The sequence below is a fragment of the Paenibacillus baekrokdamisoli genome (genome assembly GCF_003945345.1).
GTDB lineage: Bacteria > Bacillota > Bacilli > Paenibacillales > Paenibacillaceae > Paenibacillus_Z > Paenibacillus_Z baekrokdamisoli.
The window spans coordinates 5,628,835-5,650,819 of record NZ_AP019308.1 but is presented as its reverse complement, the minus strand read 5'-3'; the positions used below and the strand labels follow the sequence as shown (position 1 = coordinate 5,650,819).

The window sequence follows — 21,985 nt, the reverse complement described above, 5'->3', positions numbered from 1 at the left end:
CCGAAAATGATTATTTGTATATAACGAATATTACCACCACTCATTGCAGTTGTAAATTATAAAAATTTCTGTACATCGTGACTAGTAAGTTGTATATTTGTTATATACATTATTCTTCGAATTCAGGAGTGAATCAGGAGCATGACTAAATCTTCACAACGAATCCCTTTATACACGCAAATCCGTCAATATATTCAAGATCAAATTACGCAGAAAATATGGCTTCCAAACGACAGGATCCCTTCTGAGAATGAGTTCGCCAGCCAATTCGGCGTCAGCCGAATTACTGTGAAGAATGCGCTTGCTGCGCTTATTGAGGAAGGCATCATTTTTCGAGTGCAGGGAAAAGGTTCGTTTGTTTCTCCAGATACTACCGGCGAACCGTTTATTTATCGCTCAGATTCTACTAATGATACAAGTAAGCCGTTGATCGCTTACCTCATGCCACGTCTGGAAAACATGTATACGGCACAACTGCTTAGTGGAGTTGAAAGTGAGCTGTCGAAACTAGGCTATCGCCTCATATTTTGCAGAACCCATGACTCCCAAGACATCGAAAAGGATATTTTGCGGGAAGTAATCCAACTCGGAGTAAAAGGGATCATCATCTTCCCTGTGGAGGGCGAAACATACAGCGAGGAGATTTTACGGCTAACGTTAAGCGAATTTCCGCTAGTCGTATTGGACCGCTATTTACGGGGAATTGAAACAAACTGCGTTTGTTCGGATAATGTGCAAGGCGCGCATGAAGCAACTTCTCATCTCGTTTCATTAGGCCATACAAGGATCGGATTTGTTTCAACGGCATATCAAGGTACGACCAGTATAGAAGATCGGCTGACCGGTTACGAAAAATCGTTGGCTGACCATAATATCCCTGTCGACCACAGCCTTCGTCTTTGTCATTTCGATAACGAGCAGACGAACACGATCTTACAAGAGGGAGTTGCTGACGAAACAGTCAGACATGAAGTACAATCCTTCCTACGGAAAAACCCGGATATGACTGCTGTATTTGCAATTAATTCTGCAGTAGGGCTAACCATTATGGAAGCCGCCGTCGAGATCGGCATTCATGTTCCTGAGGATTTGTCTATTGTTTTTTTTGACAACTATGAACTATCGGCTCTTTCCAAAGTTCCCCCGACCTGTGTGAGTCAGCAGGAGAAAGAACTTGGTAAAGAAGCGGTCCGATTGCTTGATTCTATTATCAAACACCCTAAACAGGAGCGCAGGAAGATTCTACTCCCAACCAAGCTCATTGTAAGAAAATCGACCGCTGTGCTTTCGGTTGAACAACCTTCTATCTGAAGAATGATCGACTATCAGTTATAAGCTGAAGTACGTCATAGAGCCCTTAACTCAATATGGTTAAGGGCTCTTTTAATAGTTGATAACGATTGTCGTAACCGGAAATTAAGAAATAAGTAAGCCTTCCTCAATTAATTCATCGAAACGGACAATAAAATCCATTAGTTAGCCTCTCCCATAGCTTTTTTTCAACTAACTTTTTGTAATACCATTTATTTTAATTAAATTGAATTCTCCCAAGCCCTATTTATAAAGATTAAGAATTAATAAATTCACCGTTACTTGTGGTACGGTGGACCTTACCATAAGTAACGGCAACGGTTTGACGAAAGTGGAATTTAGGTAATGATGGTATATTTGGTAAGGTCTATGATAGAATTTGTATTAAAGATAAACTGTAAAGGGAGATAGTATGCCTACTCTTGAAGATTTTTTGACCCAATATCTAGCATCGACTCCGGTGCAACGTACGAAGTTCCTAACTAACTTCATTATGCTTCTGTCAGAGCCACAGCTAACTACATTAGTTAGAAAGCTCGAAGAATTAACATTACAAGAACGTAGATCAACTTCACAACATTTGTCTCAAATCGTAAAGGATGAAACTGTAAGAAGTATAATTCAAAATATCTCATCAATTAGAGATGATGGAATATACACAAAAGAAGATATTTACGAAAGAGTTGCCTTATTTACAGATTCCTCTAAGAGACCAACTGCTTCACGTGTACATTTAAAGAAGCGAATGATGGTGCATGTCGATTTTGCAGGACTTGGAACTGAACATAAGGGGAACCACCCAGCTATAGTATGGCATGTTGAGAACTCTAATGACCGTGTCTTGGTAATACCTTGTACTAGCTTTAAAATGGACAGCACTGTTGAAAGTGCCTATGATATTAATATTGGTCCTGCAAAGTTTCTAGGTCCTAATAATACAGTTCATGGAGTGTTATCAACTTCAACTGTTGTTCTATTAGATCAAATACAACCTGTAAGCAGAAAACGAATTGCGAACTATCACACAAGAAACCCAGCAAACGGTAGCTTCGGTAATGCTCGTATTGATGAAATACAAGCAAGGAGAATTGAAGAAGGGCTTCAAGTATTAATGCATGGAAAAAAGACATTATACGAGGAGTTTATTTACGAAGATGAAACTATGATACCAGAATTTCAAGATCATGAATTGCAGTATAAGCACTTATTCCGAGTTGTACGAGTATTAAGCGATCAAAGGTCACATATAGATTATATGGTTGAAGATGATGCTAATACCTATATTCTATACAAACGACCCGCTAAAGCAACATTATCTAGCGAAACTCGAAAAGATTTGCTTAAAAAATGGATAAAACCAAAGGCTATTAGAAATCCAGATAAAACAATAAGAATGGTAAGTCCAGCGGTAAGAGATACTGCTTATGCTGCACTTCTACAGCAGGTAGCACCAGCAGTGCAAACGGGGTAATTAAAAATGCGGATTGACAAATTATGTATTGAGTTGTATGCTGTATTTAACCGAGCCGAGAGGCCATTGCAGGTAAAGAGGTCTAGTAATAGACCCGGCTGTAGAAATAACCCCCTATTCTTTGAATAGGGGGCTATTTCTATTCTCTGGTGCTGAGAAGTAAATGATTTTTTCTTTACAAGCGTGGCATATTTTTTGTGAGTTGAAATTGTAGTAATTTGCTGTATCATCTGATGATTCTTCATTTAAAGCACTACATACAAAAAGGACTTCATCATTTGAGCACTCAGGGTTTTGACAACATAAATATACAGAATGCCTCAAGGTGGGTATATGCCCCCTTCTATCCATATGGTTTAAGTTTTCCTCATGTATATTAACTTTAGAACTGTAATATAACCTCAACAGGGTATTGTTACAGATTCAAGTAACAGTATATGTTATGATTTGTTTTAGTATTCGTGATTGTAGTCTACACAGTTAACTAAAAGTTACTATGAACTTACCTTATTCGGTATGTCCTGTACCCTTCAAATAACAGTATCTAGTTCTATCGAGGCAGGTCTTGTGGCAAACCGTGACTATATTTATAAGCTATGACTGTCTTTTCCAGCCTCATAAGCAGCAATTCGGTTTGTAAATCCTGTTATCAGTCCTTGTTCGTCAGCACACCAGGTTAAAAAAAAGATGCTACCTACAACCTCACTTGGGAGGAACATCGACCGGTAGCGAAGCTAACTGCCTTTATACAACGGCAGTGAAGATAAGGACGGGACGAAGGTGGTTGAGTTCCAGATTCCAACCTTCGTATCCCGGCTAAATGAATCAGGGGTGACCGTAGGCAGAAGCGGAGATCCGGGAGGACCCGGGGAGGCGATCGAATGACATCTGATGGCGAACGGCCACAATAGTGTAGGAACATTAGGTCAACAACAATCAAAAAAAACATTCAATGGCGACATCGCTATTGAATGTTTTTTCGATTGTTCTACAGAACGCGGTCCTTAACGAGCATCTAAAAACAATCGAAATAAAAGTAGCAATAAGCAGGAGATCATACTCAAAATGAACAAACCGTCTTATTGTTTGATGAGTGGTGCAGTTTCGCGGAATCTCCGCTTTTCCAGTAAAACTATTATCAATATCAATTATTGTCTTGTATATAAACTCCTATTTTATTATGATAATATTGTCGATTTTTTTCATATCCTGTCAGATACTCACTAAAAATATTTTAGCCGGACGAATTCGATTGGTGATCTGTTATTATGTTCCGTGAGTTTGATTTCAGGCCTGCTTTATGATCTAGCAATACATATATTAATAGGAGAGTGTGTAATGGGTAGTCAGAGGAGTATCGCGTTAGCAATTATTTTATCAATAATCACATGCGGCATCTATAGTATATATTGGTTTATTGTTTTAACCAATGAAGTCGGCGAAGCGAGTGGAGATTCCTCATTTACGGGAGGAAAGCATTTCCTTCTAACATTGGTCACATGTGGGATATGGAGTTTCATTTGGGCCTATCAAGTAGGTCAGCAAGTCGCAGATGCACAAAGACAACGCGGCCTATTGGTATCAGACAATTCGGTTCTTTACCTTATTCTTACATTCTTCGGTCTGAGTATCGTAACCTATGCTTTGGTTCAATCAGATGTTAATAGACTCGCTTAAGCTTGCGCTTGATCCTAAGAGACACCCCAAACTATTTTGGGGTGTCTCGCTTGGCGTAGGAGGGTTATTTTACCTAAAAGTATGGTTACCAGTGACGAACATCGGTGTTCCTTGTGCTTTTCACGAGTTAACTGGTTTTTTTTGTCCAGGATGTGGGATAACGAGAGTTGTTATTTCCTTGCTGAGTTTAGATTTTGTTCAAGCCTTTAGATACAACCCCTTAGTATTTATCTTACTTCCTTTGTATGCGATGTACTTCGTTACAAAAAAGAAGCAAATGCGGCTTATAAGCAGCGGAATTATGGCTATAATGCTGATCTTGACCCTTTCATTTGGATTACTGAGGAATATTCCGAACTTTGATTGGTTGGCTCCCACGACAGTCCGTTAGTAAACCTAAAGTTCTCCTGAAATTCACAAGCAGCCACGACTCCAGTGATATCGTGTTCGCCCACCGTCAAGATCATATGAGCAAAAATCCCGGGGTTATTCATACACCCGGGATTTTATGTGTTTTGCAGGATGAATCGTCTGATTCATTGCATATCCTTCAACCGCTTTATACTCCAAAAGTTTATCTGTACGCATGTATTGATATCCCTTGTGCTGAAGCACTTGAAGTACCGTCTGCAGCGCCTTCAGCATTTGCCTTGGTGCCTCCTCATCAGCTCCCGGTGTATCACCGCTATCATGCAGCAATACGATAGCTCCAGGTTTAATCTTACTTAGCAGCCGCTGAGTCAACGGCTCCGCATCATCTTGGCGTTTCCAATCCCAACCCATTACGGACCAAACCACGATGCGGTATGATTTTCGCAGAAAAAGCAAATCACCCATGTTCAACAATCCCCACGGTGGACGATAGCAAGTAGGTCGTTCTCCAGTAATTCTCTCAATGATATCCGCGGTGCGACCCACATGCTGATGCTTTACTTCCCATGGTGTCAGCATCCAGTTACAGGTATGTGTATAGTTGTGAATGCCAATTTGATGTCCCTCCTCATGCATACGCCATATCAATTCGGGATACCTTTCGGCTTTACTGCCAAGAACAAAGAAGGTCGCTTTCACACCGTATTGCTTTAGCAAATCCAACAGTTCTGGTGTATAGCAGGGGTCAGGGCCGTCATCGAAAGTGAAGGCGAACTCCTTCTCCTGCCTATTCTTTCCGCGTCGGTAAACACCAAGACCGCATACTCTCGACAGGACATATGGAATCAACATGTAGACAACGACACAAAGTATGAGCAGGACGAGCATCGCGGGACTCATAGCTGCATTTCTTTCCAGTAACGATTTAGCAGAGCCTGTCTTGTTATCATCAGCTTCATGGGAACGAGCTTCGAAGCACTCTGCTTCATACGCTGTTTACCTACCGGATGCAGGATCCGAAGCAGGAATCTGAGATAGTAGGTCGTCCAAACTCTGAGCCATCTTGATTCCATAGGGTGCAGCTCAAAGCCTAATCCGTGAATGATTCCTCTATGAAGCAGCGTGATGCCTGTTAAAGCCTGCACCTTCCACAGCCCAGGATTATGCACCATGGCATAGCTGATCTGCTGAAGTGATTTGCGCAGCATCCGTGCCGTCATTAATGCTGCACGATCCGGTCCGATCGAACGCGATAGTTCCAATACCTGCCGGTTATCCAGATGCAGCTCTCCCACCCAGTCTCCTTCGTGTATCCAGTACCCTTTGTCACAGGCTATGCTCTTTCCATGATGCTGTCTAATCACTAGCTTGCATATCCCATACTGTGTAACGGATTCACTTCTTATCCGAGTAATTTGATCAAATAAACCTTCCCAGGCCATCCATGCCGACTGCATGCCTGTTCTTGATACCATGCTCATTGCGTTTAAAATTGCCATGTTTCTCTCTCCCTATGACGAGCCGTATTCGATGTTCTCTCTCTGTTTAAATTGTATAAAATAAGTTTCTCTTTTCTCTTACTCAGTTCTTACGAGTTTCTTAAGTACTAACAACCTCGTAAACCCGATTTTGATTGCTTTGCTGGCAAGAATGAATAGGCATACCAAAATACCCGAGCGCAGTCAGGCTGAAGTATGCTTCCTCTTTCAATGGCATGAAGAACAGGAGAAGGAGGCTGTATAGGAACCGCGAGATGGCGTTATTACGTCGTAATACAAACAACAAGCCTGTCTTTGGACTGGCCAAAGCAGGCAAGCATATAACACGGTGGAAGTGATCGCAACCTAGCAATCTCTTAGATAAGATCCGTCCGATCTATATTTCGGAATGACAGGTAAGCAATCAGGATGCCAATAACGGCGAGCGTAATCGATACGCTGAGAAACGAGCCGAGTGAGAAGTCATTATTATTGGAGTTGATAACTGCCGCGAGCAGAATCGAAGATACAATTGTTGAGGAGACTGATTTCTTTCGCATCCCGAAGTACAATGGAATCAAGCCTACTCCGGCTGCAGAGATCGCGTGAATGAAGAGGCGGAAACCTTGTTCTATCAGAACATCTAACGATTGCGTTCCTGGAAAGAAATCAAAATAGGCATTAATGATATTGAAGGCTGTGGCTATTACAACCAACGAAGCTAGATTGGTGAACAACGTCATCCCCATGATTAGAACGAGTTTAGCTGCAATCAGCTTCTTCCGTGGAACGGGATAGGTGAACAGCACAGTAACCGTCTTGTTCTTGTACTCATCAATAATCAGTCTGCTGATCAGTACGGATGCAAAAACGGTAAACGTGGCCCTAACTATCAATCCCATCGATGTATAGACTCCTTCAAAATTGGCAAACGAGGCCCCGTCATCTGCTGTGAAAGGAATCAGCCATAATAAGACAATGATGAGCAGGTTGGCAATCGCTGCTCCTCTCCAGTACCAGCCAAACTTATGCTTTTTCATTTCCAGCTTGATTAATTTAATCATATTTCTCACCGCCATCGATTTGATGCATGAAATATTCCTCAAGAGAGGTATGTTTATGATTGATGGATATGATGGACACATCATTCATTACCAGCGCTTTTGTCACTTCCGGCTGTGGGATACCTGACTCATAGATACGGATCGTGTCCTCGCCGATAACCCGGAAATTGCGGATCTTGAGCTGATTTTCCAGCACAAATACAGCCTGCTTGCATTGCGCTGTAACCACTTCTAAATAATCCGTATTGCGGTTACGGATATCATTCATCGTTACTTCGTCCATTAATTTGCCATTCTGAATGATACCTATGGTATCAGCAACCTGTTCAATTTCGCTAAGCAAATGACTCGAAATAAACAGTGTCATGCGGAACTCCTTACTCAGCATGCGGAACAAGCTTCTAAATTCCTTAATGCCTACAGGGTCCAATCCATTAATCGGCTCATCGAGAATGAGCAGCTCCGGCTTAGTTACAATTGCCCGGGCCAGTCCGAGCCGCTGCTTCATACCGAGCGAGAATTGGCCTACTGCTTTGCCGTCGATCGCGGACAGCTTAACCATGTCCAGCGCTTCACCAATGGCCTTTTTATTATGCAAACCCATATACTCGCAATGCAGCTCCATGTTTTCTTGGGCTGTCAATTTCTCATAAAAGACCGGATATTCGATGATGCTGCCGATCCGCTTAAATAATTCAACGGAAGTCGGCTTCAGCAGCTCCCCGAATATTTCAATTTCACCGCTGTCCGGTTTTACAATATTCAGGAGCATTCGCATTAAGGTCGTTTTACCAGCTCCGTTAGGACCGAGAAAGCCGTAAATCTGCCCTCTGGCAACGTTCAAGCTCACATCCGATACCACTTCTTTACCCTTATATACCTTGCTAACATGACGAGTACTCACGATATAGCTCACTTGGCCTTAGCTCCCCCCTATTAACTTGCTTAAGATCATTGTAGCCCTGATCCTTATCATTTTTGTTGCCTAATTCTTACGAATATCTTAAGCTGCAAGCTTGAATTCTTGATCAGCTCAGACGCCGCAAACGAATTGTAAATAAAGTTTGTTCATAAGGCTTACTGCGCACCCGAATGTCACCTTCAAGCTGCTCTACCAATCTTTTGGTAATCGTGAGTCCCAGCCCGCTTCCTTGAAAGGCCTTGTTCCTGGAATCCTCAAGTGTGTACATGCGTTCAAAAATAAGCTCCTGCTCACGTTCGCTGATCCCTTTACCCCGATCCCAAACGTCAATATATACATCACGCTCGTCACTGCGCAGCGTCATGCCTACAGCCTTACCATCCTTGCCATAACGAATGGCATTGGATAGCAAATTGCCAATAGCCCGGTCCAGCGCCTCTTCATTGCCCCATGCATACACCGGCTTATCCGGTATATCAATTACCGCCTCAAGCCCTTGCGACTCCAGGGAATCATAGAACATGAGCATGTTATTACGACAAATCTCATTCATATCTACACGGGTAAGCGGAAGCTCTTTATCCCCGGACTCCAGCTTCGCAAGATCGAAAAAGCGGTTCATCAGATCAACCACTTCTCCGGCCTTCGTATGTACCTTGGTCAGCAGCTTCTCCCTTTCCTCATGGCTGAGGTTCGGATGTCTTAGCAGCGTCTCCATATAACCAAGCACTACCGTCAGCGGCGTCTTGAGGTCATGCGAAATATTCGCCAGCATCCTTCTCATGGCTAGCTCCGTCTTAGCAAATTCAGCTTCTGTCTGCAGCTTATACGCGAGCAATTCATTGATTGCGCTCAGTAAGGTGCGCAGATGACGGTCATCGGTCATGACCATTAATTGTTCAGAGGTAGCCTCATCCATAATCCGGCTCAGCTTCGTGGCCATATAATGCAAATTCCGGTTTTGATTCCTTCGGGCGAAGTACTGAAGCCCATTTACAACCAACAGCAGCCCGATGATGCTCCATAATAAGAAGTTCATTTTAAAATTCACCCAGCCTGTAGCCAATTCCCCACAACGTCTTGATATATTGGGGGTTGGATGGTATATCTTCAATTTTCTCGCGCAGCCTGCTCATATGGACGTTAATGACATTCTCATCGCCAAAATAATCGTCATTCCACACCGACTGGAAGATATGCTGCTTCGTAAACACCTTCTTGGGATTTGTCAGGAACAGCTGCAGGATCTGCAGCTCTTTGGAGGTCAGCTTGATCTCTTCCCCCTTCTTACTCACCGTCAGATTATCCATATCCATTGCCAGCTCATGTACCACTATGAGGCTAGATTTGGCTTCCACTGGAGCGGACGGCGTATCGCTATAGTGTGTTGCTCGGCGAATAGCCGATTTTACACGAGCAGTCAGTTCAATCATCGAGAAAGGCTTAGCAATATAGTCATCTGCTCCAAATCCGAGGCCCAGCGCCTTATCCACCTCACCGTCTTTCGCAGAAACAATTAGAATGGGAATATGACTCTTCTCTCTTACCTTTTTCAAAAGATCCATGCCATTCAGCTTGGGCAGCATCAAATCCAGCAGAATCAGATCAAATGTCTGCTGTGTGAACAGACGCAGCGCTTCCTCTCCGTCCCAAGCATGCACAACTTGGAAGCCTTCCAGGCTCAAATAACTTTCTACCATTTCCCCTATTGAAGGGTCGTCTTCTACCAGCAGTATCGTCACTGCCATACTATCGCCTCCCATTCCTAGCCTTAGTATACAAGCAAATGGCCGCATGCCCTAGGGAACAGAAGGAAAAAACAAGGGATGTGTTGAAGTGTAAACATTGTTTTGTTCCATATATTGTTGGAATTTCCTATATTCTTAATAGGCAAGAAGGCTTACGATAGAACCATCGGCCGATCAAATAATCTATGAAAGTAGGTATTGATATCAATGGCTAACAGGTATTTTTCTAAGCTTGCTTTTGTCCTGGCTGCAGTACTGTTGGTGGGCAGTGCAAGTTATTCACAACCCGAACCAGTTCAAGCGGCGAATAACCCGTATGTTACCGAAGTTATTGTTAGAACGGTGGAAAACTTTAAGAATCATGCAGATGTCGTCAGTTTCATGAAAAGCGCTGCAAGATATCATGTTTCCGTCATTAATCTGAATGTGAAGGAAGACGAAGACGATACGGTCCCTTCAGGTTATGTGTTCTACAAGAGCACGATTGCTCCCATCGCCCAAGGGTATGCTAATTTCGATGCTTTGGCCGATGTTATCAAGGAAGCACATTCGCGAAACATACAAGTAAGAGCCTGGGTCCCACAATTTCACGATAAAGCTGCTTTTGACAAAAATGCTTCTTGGAAGATGATGGCGTTAGTAAATGGGCAGGCTGTGCCCTTTACTGGTGCAAATGGAAACGAGTATTTCGTGAATCCGATTCACCCAGATGTGCAAGCCTATGAACGTTCCATCATCCGGGAGATCATAACCAAGTATGACGTCGATGGTGTTGTCTTGGATTGGCTCCGGTTCGACGACTACAATATGGATATGGGCTCCTACACCAGGCAGCAATATAACAATGAATATGGCTACGATCCGATCACAATTGACTTCACGACCGATAACACGAAGAGAAAGCAGTGGAACGATTGGAGAACGACCCAAATCGGGAATTATGTGCGGGATGTAAAAAGCGATATTAATAGTCTCGTTCCTGGTCTTTTTACAGGTGTGTACATCCTGCCACCGGAATTCGTTGAAGTCGGCCAGGACGCAAACAAGTTCAAAAACGATGTGGATTTCGTGTCGCCAATGGCTTATTTCGCTGACTGGGGTTTTACGCCGTCTTGGGTTTACAATAATACCGGAATATTGGCGCAAACAAAGACTAAAATCGGAACCAAAGAAATCATTCCCGGTCTGGACGTCTGGTGGAGCGATGCAGAATACCACGAAATTTATGCAGGAATCCGAAGTAAATTTCCTGAGATACAGAATCTGAGCTTTTTCCTCTACGGCAAATGGACAGACAGCCAACTGAAGAAAATTGATTCCCGCCGATCCTGGTAAAATCTAAAACCGAGAAGAGCCTGTTCCTTATGTCTAAAAAGACGTAGGGGGCAGGTTTTTTCGTTCCTGATAAAACCGGAATCGCACAACATCATTGTTCCATGAAGATTATTGTTGGTTTGTGTTGTAGTTTATTCCCTTGATTCTTTTTACACTATAGTTACAAAACATTCGAGGAGGAAAGCCGTGAAGATAGGTCGATCAATCCTTCGCCAATGGGATTTACAATTGATGGTGATCCCCGCAATTATCTTTATTTTCGTATTTTCGTACATTCCCATGTATGGCATTTTGATTGCGTTTCAAGATTATGATATTTTCCAAGGATTTTATAAGAGCCCTTGGATCGGACTAGACAACTTCAAGGAATTTCTGAACGCTTCGGAATTTCTAACGATTATGCGTAATACACTGGCGATCAGCTTTCTGAAGCTCCTCATTGGCTTCCCTGCTCCAATCCTACTTGCTTTGCTGCTGAACGAAGTACGGATCCCTTTGTTTAAGAGAGTCGTTCAGACCATTAGTTATTTACCCCACTTCTTATCATGGGTTATCGTTTCCGGATTTGTAATGACGATATTGTCCGCAGATTATGGGAGCTTAAATATAGCCCTCGAGAAGTTAAACCTGATTGACGAACCTGTCAATTGGCTAACCATTCCTAACTACTTTTGGACTATTTTAATTACAACCGGGCTGTGGAAAGGCGTTGGGTTCTCTTCCATTGTGTATCTTGCAGCAATCTCAGGGGTGAATCCTGATTTGTATGAGGCCGCTTCGATTGACGGAGCAAGCCGCTTCCGGAAAATCTATCTGATTACCATTCCTTGCATTATGCCGGTCATTGCCATCTTTTTGATTCTGGCAATTGGTGATCTGCTCAGTGCTGGCTTCGAAGATATTTTGCTGCTGCAATCGGATATAGTCAGAGATATTTCCGATGTCCTTGATACGTATGTGTACAGGGTAGGCATCCGGAACTCCCTCTTCTCTTATGCTGCTGCAGTCGGGTTATTTAAAGCGATTATTAGCATCGTCTTACTGACAATCGCAAATTTCGCTGCCCGAAGATCAGGTAACAGTTTATGGTAAAATCTACGAATATGGGGATCTACTCATGAAACTATCGCATGGTGAACGATTGTCATCCATTATGATTTACTTTCTTCTGACCCTCCTTATGTTCATTACCTTTTATCCTTTTTGGAATTCTGGTGTTATTTCCTTTAATACCGGTGCAGACACTTCGCTTGGCGGGGTTACGTTCTGGCCGAGGCATTTTACATTAGAGAATTATGATGTCGTATTTCAGGATAAACGGCTTGTCCATGCATTCCTTATCTCCATATTACGGACGGTAATCGGAACGCTGCTTTCCATTACGCTGACCGCTATATTTTCATATGGGATGTCTAAGAAGGAGCTCGTTGGACGCAAATATTACATGATCATGTGCATCATACCGTTATATTTTAGCGGAGGTTTAATTCCCTCCTATATGTTGATCAGTTCTCTGGGCTTGATGAACTCCTTCTGGGTGCTGATTATTCCGGGACTGATCAGCATTTGGAATATGATCGTATTCCGCACCTTTTTCCTGCAATTGCCGGGTAGTATCGAAGAATCGGCAAAAATGGACGGATGCAGCTATTGGGGAACCTTGTTTCGAATTGTTCTGCCGATCTCGGGTCCAGTCGTCGCAACACTATCCTTATTTACCGCTGTAGAGCATTGGAACGACTGGTTTACGGCTACGCTGTATATTTCAGATACGAATCTGCTGCCGATCCAGACGCTTCTACAGCAGATTCTCAGCTCCAATATTATGTCGGAGCAAATGATGCAGACAAGCGCAGCTGCGCAAAGTCATATGGCGGCCGCCCGAACGATAACATCCAAGTCCTTGAGCATGGCCACTATGATGGTTGCTACGATTCCTATCATACTTGTTTATCCCTTTGTGCAGAAATACTTTGTCAAAGGCGTTATGGTAGGCTCGTTGAAAGAATAAAAAATAACGAATCGAGGGGATCAGATTTGAAGAAAACTATCGCTACTATTAGTCTGTTGGCCATTCCATTATGCTTGGCTATCACGATTTCGGGTTGTTCAAAAGCAGATAAGGACAGCAGTCCATCCGCAAGCACACCTGAGAGTACTTCCGACACCTTCATGTTCGGAGAAACACCGGTGAAATTTTCTTTCTATGGCAATTATGATTGGTATACGATGCAGCCCTGGGGAGAGGATCCCGCTTCCAAATGGATCAAGGAAAATAAAAAAGTGACTGTTACTCCGGTTCCGGCTCAAGGAGCATCCGTTCAAAAATTTAATACGATGGTCGCCTCTGGAGACTTGCCGGATGTCCTCTGGATGGATCGCGGCCCACTCGTGGAAAAGCTTCGTCAAGCCGGAAAACTGGTGCCGCTCGACGATTATCTGAACAAATACCCGAACCTCAAAAAGTACGCTGGGGAAGAAACACTAAATATGCTGCGGGCCGATGACGGGAAGCTGTATCAATTTCCGAACTGGTATACGTCTACTCCAATGGGCAACGGTGGATATATGATCAACAAAAAAATCTACAAGGAACTGGGTTCACCAAAGCTGGAAACGTTCGAAGATCTCTATAGCTATTTGAAGCTGGTCAAACTAAAGGCGCCCGGGGTGGTACCGCTGGACATCGGCTACGGAACACAGGGAATCAGCGTTCTATATTCCGGATTCGGGGAAGACCATACTTCCGCCTATACTTCATATGGATTCGTTCCTTCAGGCAATGAATTGAAATCCATCTTCGCGGATTCCGTATTTAAAGAAACTATTATGTATGCCAGCAAGCTGTTTAGAGAGAAGTTAATTACCCAAGATGCTCTTACGCAAACCAAAGATCAGGTTGTCGAGAAGTTAAACACAGGTAAAGTAGCCGTATATGCCTCTTACGATACGGCAGATTTAGGCAGCCAAGCTACAGTAACACTAAAGCAAACCGATCCGGACGCAGGATATCAGATGATCTGGCCTTTGCACAAGGAAGGTGTGGACCCAAACAAAGTATATCCGAACAATTACGACACCATCGGTTGGAATGTCAATGTCATTACGACCAGCGCTAAAAATCCGGAAGGCATCTTCGCTTATCTGGATTGGTTGACGGGAGAAGAAGGACAGCGCATCATTTTCTGGGGGCCAGAAGGATTATACTGGAAAGGAACAGAGAAGGACGGTGCCCCAATCTGGACGGAGAAATTCAAGACGGATGTGGAGGAGAGAACGAAATTCATGGCGATCACGGACAGCTTCCAATGGGCCGGCAACACCAGCTTTATCGACCTCTCCAAATCAAGTAACAACATGAAGCTCCCGGAAGGTCAACGCGACTGGGCGGCGGAAGCACAGCTCACGATTGCATGGAAAACGTCCTATAATACAACGCAATTTTCCAATTTAACGCCAGATCCAGCGACGACAGAGGGCAAAACCTTGCAGAAAGTGGCAGATATCGAAACGAGCGTCATTGCTAAAGGTCTTTATGGCGGAAGCGACGTGGAGGTTGAGAAAATAATAGCAGATGGTGAGAATTCCGCCAATAAAGCAGGATATGAAAAATTGCTGCAGTACGAAACTCAAAAATGGCAAGAGAACCTTAAGAGAATCAAGAAAAATTAAAATCCAGTTGGAAGAAGAGAGAGAGTATACTAGGAATAGTATGCTCTCTTGGCATGATAAGGAAGGAGGGATTGGGGTGTACAACGTTCTGCTCGTGGATGACGAGGATTTGGATTTAAATGCGCTGCGACTATTCATTCCCTGGGATCAGCTGAATATGAAGGTTGCGGGTGCGATGAATAATGCGGTTTCGGCCATGGAATTGATCAATCAAACGAAACTGGATATCCTGATTACCGACATCCGCATGCCCCAGATGTCCGGGCTCGAGCTCGCTAAGCTGGCGCTGGAAAGAAACAAGGACATACGGATCATTTTTATCAGCGGACACGAGGATTTTACATATGCCAAACAGGCGCTAAGCCTGAATGCCTGTTCTTATATATTGAAGCCTGTCGACGATGAGGAAGTTTATGAAGCTTTAACCAAAGTGAAGGAATTGCTGGACATGGAGCAGAGTCAGAAAAAGACGGAGAAAGCTTATAAGGAAATTGCTCCCTTGCTCAAAAACGAGCTTTTCCTTCAACTGTTGGAGGGAAAAGCATCGGAGATGGAGTATCCCTTGTATTACGAAGAATGCGGGCTTCCGTCCCTATTCGAGTTTCTACGGGTAGCGGTCATCGAAATCGATGACGTAACCTTGAAGCTCAAAGGATATAACGAAAATGAAAGGTCCGATATCTTGAAATTATTGATTAGGGATATCGCCCATGCATGCCGCACGCAAGGATACGATGCGGTTTTCCCTGTTTCTTCACACCGTGTGGCCGTTATTTATGCGGATAATCAGTCTTCTGCAGACGACCAATGGTCAACAGTTGCTGACGCGTTCCGAATCGCATCTTCTTACTCCATTACGATCGGATTAAGCCGTGAATTTACCGAAGTGAATAAGTTATCCGAAGCTTATCGGCAGGCACTGCAAGCTTTGGAATACAAAATGTTCTTGGGTAAGGATCGTATCATTCCGTTCTCCGATATTAAGCAAAAGCATGTGGAATTGGCAGGTAACATCGATGCGCAAATCGAAGGTTTGTTTCTAGCAATAAAAAACTATGATTTGCTATACATATACGACCGAAACGGTGATTTATTCTATTATTTGAAGTCGATCCAATCTAAGGCTACGGCTTACAATGTATTGCTTTATGTGATTGTAAAACTGGATACCTGGCTTCATACCCTTAACGAAAGCATGTTTGGATTACTCGATATTCAACCACAAAACTTGGAAGTTATTCATCATTTTGAAACCATTGATGAAATACAATTATGGCTCCGAAATGTCATGTACGAGCTGTCGGAAATACTCAATATCAAAAAACAGAAAAAAAATCAAAAATTAATTAAGGAAATCATCGACTATATCCATTTACACATCCATGAAGTGGTCACACTGCGGAATGCGGCCAATGCCTTCTCTTATACCCCCAATTATCTTGGGTTCCTCTTCAAGGAGGAAATGGACCTCACCTTTACAGACTATGTCATTCAGGCACGTCTCTTGAAAGCCCAGGAACTGCTGGCAGAGACGCACCTGAAAATATATGAAGTTGCAGATAAAGTCGGCTATCGCAATCTGAATTATTTCAGCAGACAGTTTAAGGATAGCTTTGGAATGTCACCACTCGAATTCAGAAAACAATGTTGATCAAAAGAGGTGAGCGGATAGATGGAGATTAATAGGAAGGGATACCTTCCCTTCGGGTATAAATTATTGATTTCCTATATTATTATCTGTCTTATGCCAATTATTGCCGTCGGTATCTTTTCGTATACGACCTTTATGCATGCTATGAAGGAGCATACACGCATTAGTATGAGTGAAACGTTGCAGCAGATGAGCGACAATATTGCCTTCAAGCTTGAAGATATACGGCGCGTGTCTGATCTCCTGTACAATGATGACACCCTTGCAGGCAATATTCAGAATTACGATGAGGGCTGGGACAGCTATGAGAGCAATATTAAATATATGATCCCCAAGTTTCAAAGTACAATTAATGCCACTAGCCAAAATATTCAATTGACCGTTTATATGAACAATCCGGCAGTTCCAGAAGTATACAGCACTTCGCTGCATATGGAGGATCCTCTTGTTTTGCATAAGCGATCTTTCGAAATGTACAACATTCGCCGCATTGAAAAGGAAGAATGGTATAGGCAGTTTCCCGAAGAACAATACGGTACCACGATGCTATGGCAGCAAGTTGGAGACGACAGCCAATATGGTAACATCTCCTTACTGCGAAGACTGGTCGATTCAAGCGATCCGTTCACCCGCAATCAAATCGGATTTATCCGCATTACAACGAAGATCTCCAGTCTTTTTCAAAGCTTGGATTACCCGAAATTGGGTGAAGGCACACTTGTTTTTGCAGTAGATGCCCAGGAAAGAATTATGTATGCCTCCAAGGATGCTTTCATTCATCATTATTGGCGTGAGTATACCTCGAATGACAAGTTGGTCATATCCCAACCGCTTCCAGACTTTAATATGAATTTGGCAGCACTCATTCCCGTAGAGATTCTGGAAAAAGACGCGAGACAGCTTGCGAATCTGACCATTATCGTATGTTTGATCAGTTTAGCCGTATGTATAATCGCAAGCGGCGTTATTTCCCGTATGTTTTCCAGACGTGTTAGCAAAGTCATCTCCGTGCTCCATTTTTTCCAGGAAGGCGAATATGACAAACGGATCCGATATAAAGGAGGCGATGAGTTCACCTACATTGTGTCTGCTCTGAATCAATTGGGTGAGCATATGAATCAGCTAATTAAAGAAACGTATCTTTCCAAAATAGAAAAACAAGAGTTGGAATTGGAATCGCTGCAAGCGCAAATCAATCCCCATTTCTTATATAATACCCTTTCTTCCATTAACCGATTGGCCCAATTCGGCGAGCTGAAGAAGCTGCAAATGATGGTGATGGGGTTATCCAAATTTTATAGAAATTCGTTAAACAACGGAAAAACACTCATTTCGGTAGAAAAAGAGCTGGAACAGGTAACGTCGTATATCGAAATTCAGCAAATAAAGTATACAGATCGATTAGTCGTTGAATTACATATAGATCCGTCAGTGCTTACCTATAATACGGTGAAATTGATTTTGCAGCCTTTTGTGGAGAACACGATTGAACATGGCTGGAATGGGGAAGGTAAAATTCATATCGCGATTTATGCAGAAATGGACAACGGGCGTATTATATTCCAAATTGTAGATGGCGGATCCGGAATGAGTGTTGAAACGATTGCCCAGATTTTCACGCCAAACGACGGCGCTTATTTGGGATATGGCATTCGCAACGTCGACCAACGGATCAAGCTGCATTTTGGCAGCGAGTACGGGGTTTCCATTATGAGCAGGATCGGCATCGGGACAACGATTAAAATCATTATTCCCGCAGCCAACCAGCAGAAATTAATTGCAACATAATCTGTTCAGATAGCGGGGTTGTCTCTGGTTTTGCAGAAAAGCATGCTACAACGTTTGTCCGCTATCCACTGTAATAATCTGACCGGTCATCGCTTCTTGTTCCAAGGCTGCACAAATTAATGCAGCAATATCTTCAGGTGTTGAGATGCGCTGCAGCAGAAGATTAGGAGCAAGCTTCTTCATTTGCTCTTCCCTTCCATCCCACCACCTTGTTGCGACGGCTCCCGGTACAACGCAGTTCACCCTAATATCCGGAGCTAAGGCACGTGCTAACGATTTCGTAAGACCATGTGCTGCCGCTTTGGATACGGCGTATGGAAGCGAGGAGCCTAATCCCGTTTGTCCTGCTATACTGCCGACAATGACAATCGCGCCTTGTTTATTCATTTTCATGAAAGGGGCAACGGCTCGTGCGCAATAGAACATTCCTTTCACATTCACATCATAAAGCTCGTCCCATACCTCCTCCGTTGCCGCTTCCAGATCATCAAGCGGGATATGCCGTGTAATGCTGGCATTATTCACAAGCAAATCAATCGTCCCCAATTGCTGCACAATGGTATCAACCATTCCCCTGACTTCCTTGTCCCGAGAAACATCGGCTTCTATCGCTATTGCACGCCCACCCTTGTTCATGATCATTTGCACCGTTTCTTCCGCATCGGTTTGAGAGCGCGAATAATTCACTGCAACACTTGCTCCCCGCTCAGCAAGTGCTAGGCATGCAGCCCTTCCGATCCCTGTACCGCCGCCAGTAACAAGAGCTACTTTGTTATTTAAATCCATATGGGATTCTCTCCTTTTGTGTACCCTGATATAAATGATTGTATATCGCTATGTTCAATTTGTATAATTGAATCAATTGATATTTTGATTCAAAAATTTTGAATTCATATAGGAGCAGTGCGTGATGGACCTTAAAACATTAAAAACATTTCAAATGATTGTGAAATACGGCAGTTTTGTCCGCGCAGCCGAAGAAATGAATTATGTGCAATCCACCGTTACCATGCAGATTCAGAAGCTTGAATCCGACTTGGGCGTTCAGCTTATCGAACGAGGGAAGAAACTTCAGTTAACGGAAGCTGGTAGACTATTTCACGAACAAAGCTTGCAAATTATAAAAAACATGGAGCAATTACAATCGAACTTATCCGATTTGCAGTTGGGCGAAGCAGGGAACATTCGTATTGGGGTAACGGAACCAACCGCCAGTCACCGATTACCCCGGATTGTGGCGAGGTTTATGTCTGAATTCCCGAATATTCGAATCTCTGTGGAGTTCGCAAACACCCCAACCATAAGCGAGCGGCTTCTCAAAGGAGAACTTGATTTCGCTCTTTGCTCGGCACCAGATCTAGGGTCTGAGCTTTATTTTGAACCCTTATTTAAGAAGAGTTCGTAGTGTTGATGCCTGAGAACCATCCGCTTGCACAAAAAGCGGTAATTGCGCCGGATGATATTCGGGGACATCGCCTGCTCATTACCTCGGAATCCTGTCCCTACCGCAGAAAACTCGAGATGGTATTACAAGAAACGGCGAGCATCCCACTGAGCACGATGGAAATTGGAAGTATGACGGCTTTAAAATATTATGTCCAGAGTGGATTAGGCATCGCCCTTGTGCCCAAGATTATTTTGGATCCAGTTCCTGCTGGATCTACGGTCCGGACAATCAGCGGCAGTCTAATTGACATGCCTTTCGGACTCCTCTGCAAAGCATCGGCCTATCCGCCCAAGATAGCAAGCTTAAAGCTCTATCAATATCTCAAGCAGGAACTTTATGAACGATCAATGGCATGAACTATCGGCCCCGTGGATTACTTGGCAATCACAGATAGAACACGTCAACCTAATTTATTGCAAAATTCTAAAGCCGGCTGCAAACCGCAGCCGGCTTTCTCACTTAGTGACTTTTGGTGATTTCTTCCTCGAAATAACGGTTAAGCGCTCGCTCCGCCCGATAATGCGATAGATTGAACGAAGGCCATGCCCGATTACTATCCCTCCATAAATCCGTCTGTTGGTTACGAAGCGACTCCTGCAGCTCGGGATATTCCTTTTGGGCAAAATGAATGAGCAGCGGAGTCGCATCCGTGGATAGATCAGTCAAGTAATTGACATCGATCTTCCCGCTTTCTCTGAAGCGCTCGATATTATTACTAGCGATAATGCGATCCATTCCGATGTAGTTCATCATGACATAAGAAATTAGCCCTAACACGATGTAGCATTTCGTAAGCGGAATACGCGCGTAATGGATTCTGAACCCCGCAATAATCAAGAGGATTGCCAGGAAGAGCATAAACGCATGGACTAAGAAACGGATATACGTGTAGCCGAATGTATCCTCATAGAGGGTAAGCCGCATATAGGCCGAATACAGCATAACGAAGGAGCATCCAACCAAGATATACAGCATCGCATTGTTCAGTTTTTTCAGAGCAGATTGCCCTTGTGCACTGCCGAATACGAGCGTGATCATCATAATGGCAAAGTTAATGATCGATACGGCAATGAGTTCGACAAACCCGCTTCTGGCATACTCTGCATAGGAGCTCCCCTCCGGCAATATCCCTTGCCCTGCCCCAAACAAATAAGTAAACTGCACAACCACGAAGAGTACATACACCGCATTGAAGGCAATCAGTACAGTAGCCATAATAATGGGATCAATTTGATAGCTGGATTGAACGGTCAGCGCTGCAGCTTCTGAGTCTGTTCGCAGCTGTGCTTTGGCAGCTTGTGCTCTTTTCTCCCAATCATAGGTCTTCTGCTTGATGAATCCCCATAGGTAGCCGAAGAACAGGAACCCGAAGATAATAACCCATATGAGCCTTAGGACGCTCTCACTATAAGACAGTTGATCCAGCCACCCTGGAACGCCGGACAGCAGGCTGTTGAACACGCCATCTGCTGAGGCTAATAGGTTAATGACGATGACTAAGAACGGCAGTGCAATAACTAAACCAAGGAGTACCTTGCTCATCACACCTTTACGCTGCTTGTTCATTCTTCGAAAGGTAGACAGTCGTATAACTTTGAATACAGTGGGAAAATGACGAGTGCTCTGCACGAACAGGTGATCCAAGGCATCCTGAATAATTCGGATCTTCCACCACTCTATTCTCCTGGCACTCAGCATATAGGACATATGTATGAAGATAAGCGGCGGAATGACAAGCACATTCAGCACGTAAAAAAATGAATTATTAAACAGCACATACGTCATAGATAACATCAGATTGACGATGAGCAGCAGCCAACCAAACGGCGTCGGTGCTCGCATTCTGTCATTCGCCAGATGATACATGAACGCATAGAAGAGAATAATAAAGATGGGATACGAGACACCCAGCACATGGCCATAAAATAAATACTGATGCACAATAGCCAAGACAACCGCGGCAATGAGAGCCTTGGGTGATCGCCCTAACAAGGGGGTTGATCTGTTGTTCATCATCAATACCTCCACTTTCTTCCTATCTAACCCTTA

General features: G+C 43.6%; 18 protein-coding genes and 1 pseudogene. 11 read left to right on the top strand and 8 right to left on the bottom strand.

Translation table 11 applies throughout. The features are described from left to right. The first annotated feature begins 141 nt into the window (after window positions 1-141). The 4 genes from EKN16_RS24850 (at window position 142) to EKN16_RS24835 (ending at window position 4,850) form a co-directional block, all read left to right on the top strand. Window positions 142-1,311 carry a GntR family transcriptional regulator gene (locus EKN16_RS24850; protein WP_125663348.1) on the top strand — a complete coding sequence of 390 codons (1,170 nt, stop codon included), beginning with the start codon at window positions 142-144 and terminating at the stop codon, window positions 1,309-1,311. A gap of 412 nt (window positions 1,312-1,723) precedes the next feature. Continuing rightward, window positions 1,724-2,782 (top strand): type II toxin-antitoxin system PemK/MazF family toxin, encoded by a 1,059-nt coding sequence (locus EKN16_RS24845; RefSeq protein WP_125663346.1) that lies wholly within the window; start codon window positions 1,724-1,726, stop codon window positions 2,780-2,782. Between the two features lie 1,338 nt (window positions 2,783-4,120). Further along, window positions 4,121-4,459, top strand: coding sequence for a DUF4234 domain-containing protein (locus tag EKN16_RS24840; RefSeq protein WP_125663344.1), 339 nt, complete (start codon window positions 4,121-4,123; stop codon window positions 4,457-4,459). Next, window positions 4,422-4,850: a DUF2752 domain-containing protein gene (locus EKN16_RS24835; protein WP_311546131.1), complete on the top strand. Its 429-nt coding sequence runs from the start codon at window positions 4,422-4,424 to the stop codon at window positions 4,848-4,850. The genes EKN16_RS24840 and EKN16_RS24835 overlap by 38 nt, the downstream gene beginning before the upstream one ends. Window positions 4,851-4,945: 95 nt before the next feature. On the opposite strand, the gene EKN16_RS24830 is transcribed toward EKN16_RS24835, so the two are convergent. The 6 genes from EKN16_RS24830 to EKN16_RS24805 form a co-directional block, all read right to left on the bottom strand. Beyond that, window positions 4,946-5,731: a polysaccharide deacetylase family protein gene (locus tag EKN16_RS24830; RefSeq protein ID WP_125663341.1), complete on the bottom strand. Its 786-nt coding sequence runs from the start codon at window positions 5,729-5,731 to the stop codon at window positions 4,946-4,948. Then, window positions 5,728-6,330, bottom strand: coding sequence for a YkoP family protein (locus EKN16_RS24825; protein ID WP_232016009.1), 603 nt, complete (start codon window positions 6,328-6,330; stop codon window positions 5,728-5,730). The genes EKN16_RS24830 and EKN16_RS24825 overlap by 4 nt, the downstream gene beginning before the upstream one ends. Before the next feature lie 356 nt (window positions 6,331-6,686). After that, window positions 6,687-7,373, bottom strand: coding sequence for an ABC transporter permease (locus EKN16_RS24820; RefSeq protein WP_164522984.1), 687 nt, complete (start codon window positions 7,371-7,373; stop codon window positions 6,687-6,689). Then, on the bottom strand, window positions 7,366-8,289 hold the full coding sequence (locus EKN16_RS24815; protein WP_125663338.1) for an ABC transporter ATP-binding protein: 924 nt from the start codon (window positions 8,287-8,289) through the stop codon (window positions 7,366-7,368). The genes EKN16_RS24820 and EKN16_RS24815 overlap by 8 nt, the downstream gene beginning before the upstream one ends. 112 nt (window positions 8,290-8,401) lie before the next feature. Further along, window positions 8,402-9,334 carry a sensor histidine kinase gene (locus tag EKN16_RS24810; RefSeq protein WP_125663336.1) on the bottom strand — a complete coding sequence of 311 codons (933 nt, stop codon included), beginning with the start codon at window positions 9,332-9,334 and terminating at the stop codon, window positions 8,402-8,404. A 1-nt stretch (window position 9,335) separates the two neighbouring features. After that, a complete protein-coding gene (locus EKN16_RS24805; protein ID WP_125663334.1) occupies window positions 9,336-10,043 on the bottom strand; it encodes a response regulator transcription factor in 708 nt (235 codons plus the stop codon). 207 nt (window positions 10,044-10,250) lie between these two features. On the opposite strand from EKN16_RS24805, the gene EKN16_RS24800 reads away from it, so the two are divergent. From EKN16_RS24800 to EKN16_RS24775, 6 genes are all read left to right on the top strand, one after another. Further along, a complete protein-coding gene (locus EKN16_RS24800) occupies window positions 10,251-11,378 on the top strand; it encodes a family 10 glycosylhydrolase (RefSeq protein ID WP_125663332.1) in 1,128 nt (375 codons plus the stop codon). Window positions 11,379-11,609: 231 nt separating this feature from the next. Next, the gene (locus EKN16_RS24795; protein ID WP_125666645.1) at window positions 11,610-12,470 is read left to right on the top strand and encodes an ABC transporter permease; all 861 of its coding nucleotides are present in this window, start codon (window positions 11,610-11,612) and stop codon (window positions 12,468-12,470) included. A gap of 25 nt (window positions 12,471-12,495) precedes the next feature. Then, window positions 12,496-13,389 carry a carbohydrate ABC transporter permease gene (locus tag EKN16_RS24790; protein WP_125663330.1) on the top strand — a complete coding sequence of 298 codons (894 nt, stop codon included), beginning with the start codon at window positions 12,496-12,498 and terminating at the stop codon, window positions 13,387-13,389. Between the two features lie 26 nt (window positions 13,390-13,415). Further along, on the top strand, window positions 13,416-15,050 hold the full coding sequence (locus EKN16_RS24785) for an extracellular solute-binding protein (protein ID WP_125663328.1): 1,635 nt from the start codon (window positions 13,416-13,418) through the stop codon (window positions 15,048-15,050). A 76-nt stretch (window positions 15,051-15,126) separates the two neighbouring features. Beyond that, window positions 15,127-16,701, top strand: coding sequence for a response regulator (locus tag EKN16_RS24780; RefSeq protein WP_164522983.1), 1,575 nt, complete (start codon window positions 15,127-15,129; stop codon window positions 16,699-16,701). 66 nt (window positions 16,702-16,767) lie between these two features. Then, window positions 16,768-18,489 carry a cache domain-containing sensor histidine kinase gene (locus tag EKN16_RS24775; protein ID WP_232016008.1) on the top strand — a complete coding sequence of 574 codons (1,722 nt, stop codon included), beginning with the start codon at window positions 16,768-16,770 and terminating at the stop codon, window positions 18,487-18,489. Between the two features lie 45 nt (window positions 18,490-18,534). Here the strand turns inward: EKN16_RS24775 and EKN16_RS24770 are convergent, their stop codons facing one another. Continuing rightward, window positions 18,535-19,275, bottom strand: coding sequence for an SDR family NAD(P)-dependent oxidoreductase (locus EKN16_RS24770; protein ID WP_125663322.1), 741 nt, complete (start codon window positions 19,273-19,275; stop codon window positions 18,535-18,537). A gap of 124 nt (window positions 19,276-19,399) precedes the next feature. On the opposite strand from EKN16_RS24770, the pseudogene EKN16_RS24765 reads away from it, so the two are divergent. After that, window positions 19,400-20,292 (top strand): annotated as a pseudogene (locus EKN16_RS24765) (LysR family transcriptional regulator). Between the two features lie 103 nt (window positions 20,293-20,395). Here EKN16_RS24765 and EKN16_RS24760 read toward each other — a convergent pair. Beyond that, entirely contained in the window at window positions 20,396-21,952 is a 1,557-nt protein-coding gene (locus EKN16_RS24760) for a DUF4153 domain-containing protein (RefSeq protein ID WP_232016006.1), read from the bottom strand. Between the last annotated feature and the right edge of the window lie 33 nt (window positions 21,953-21,985).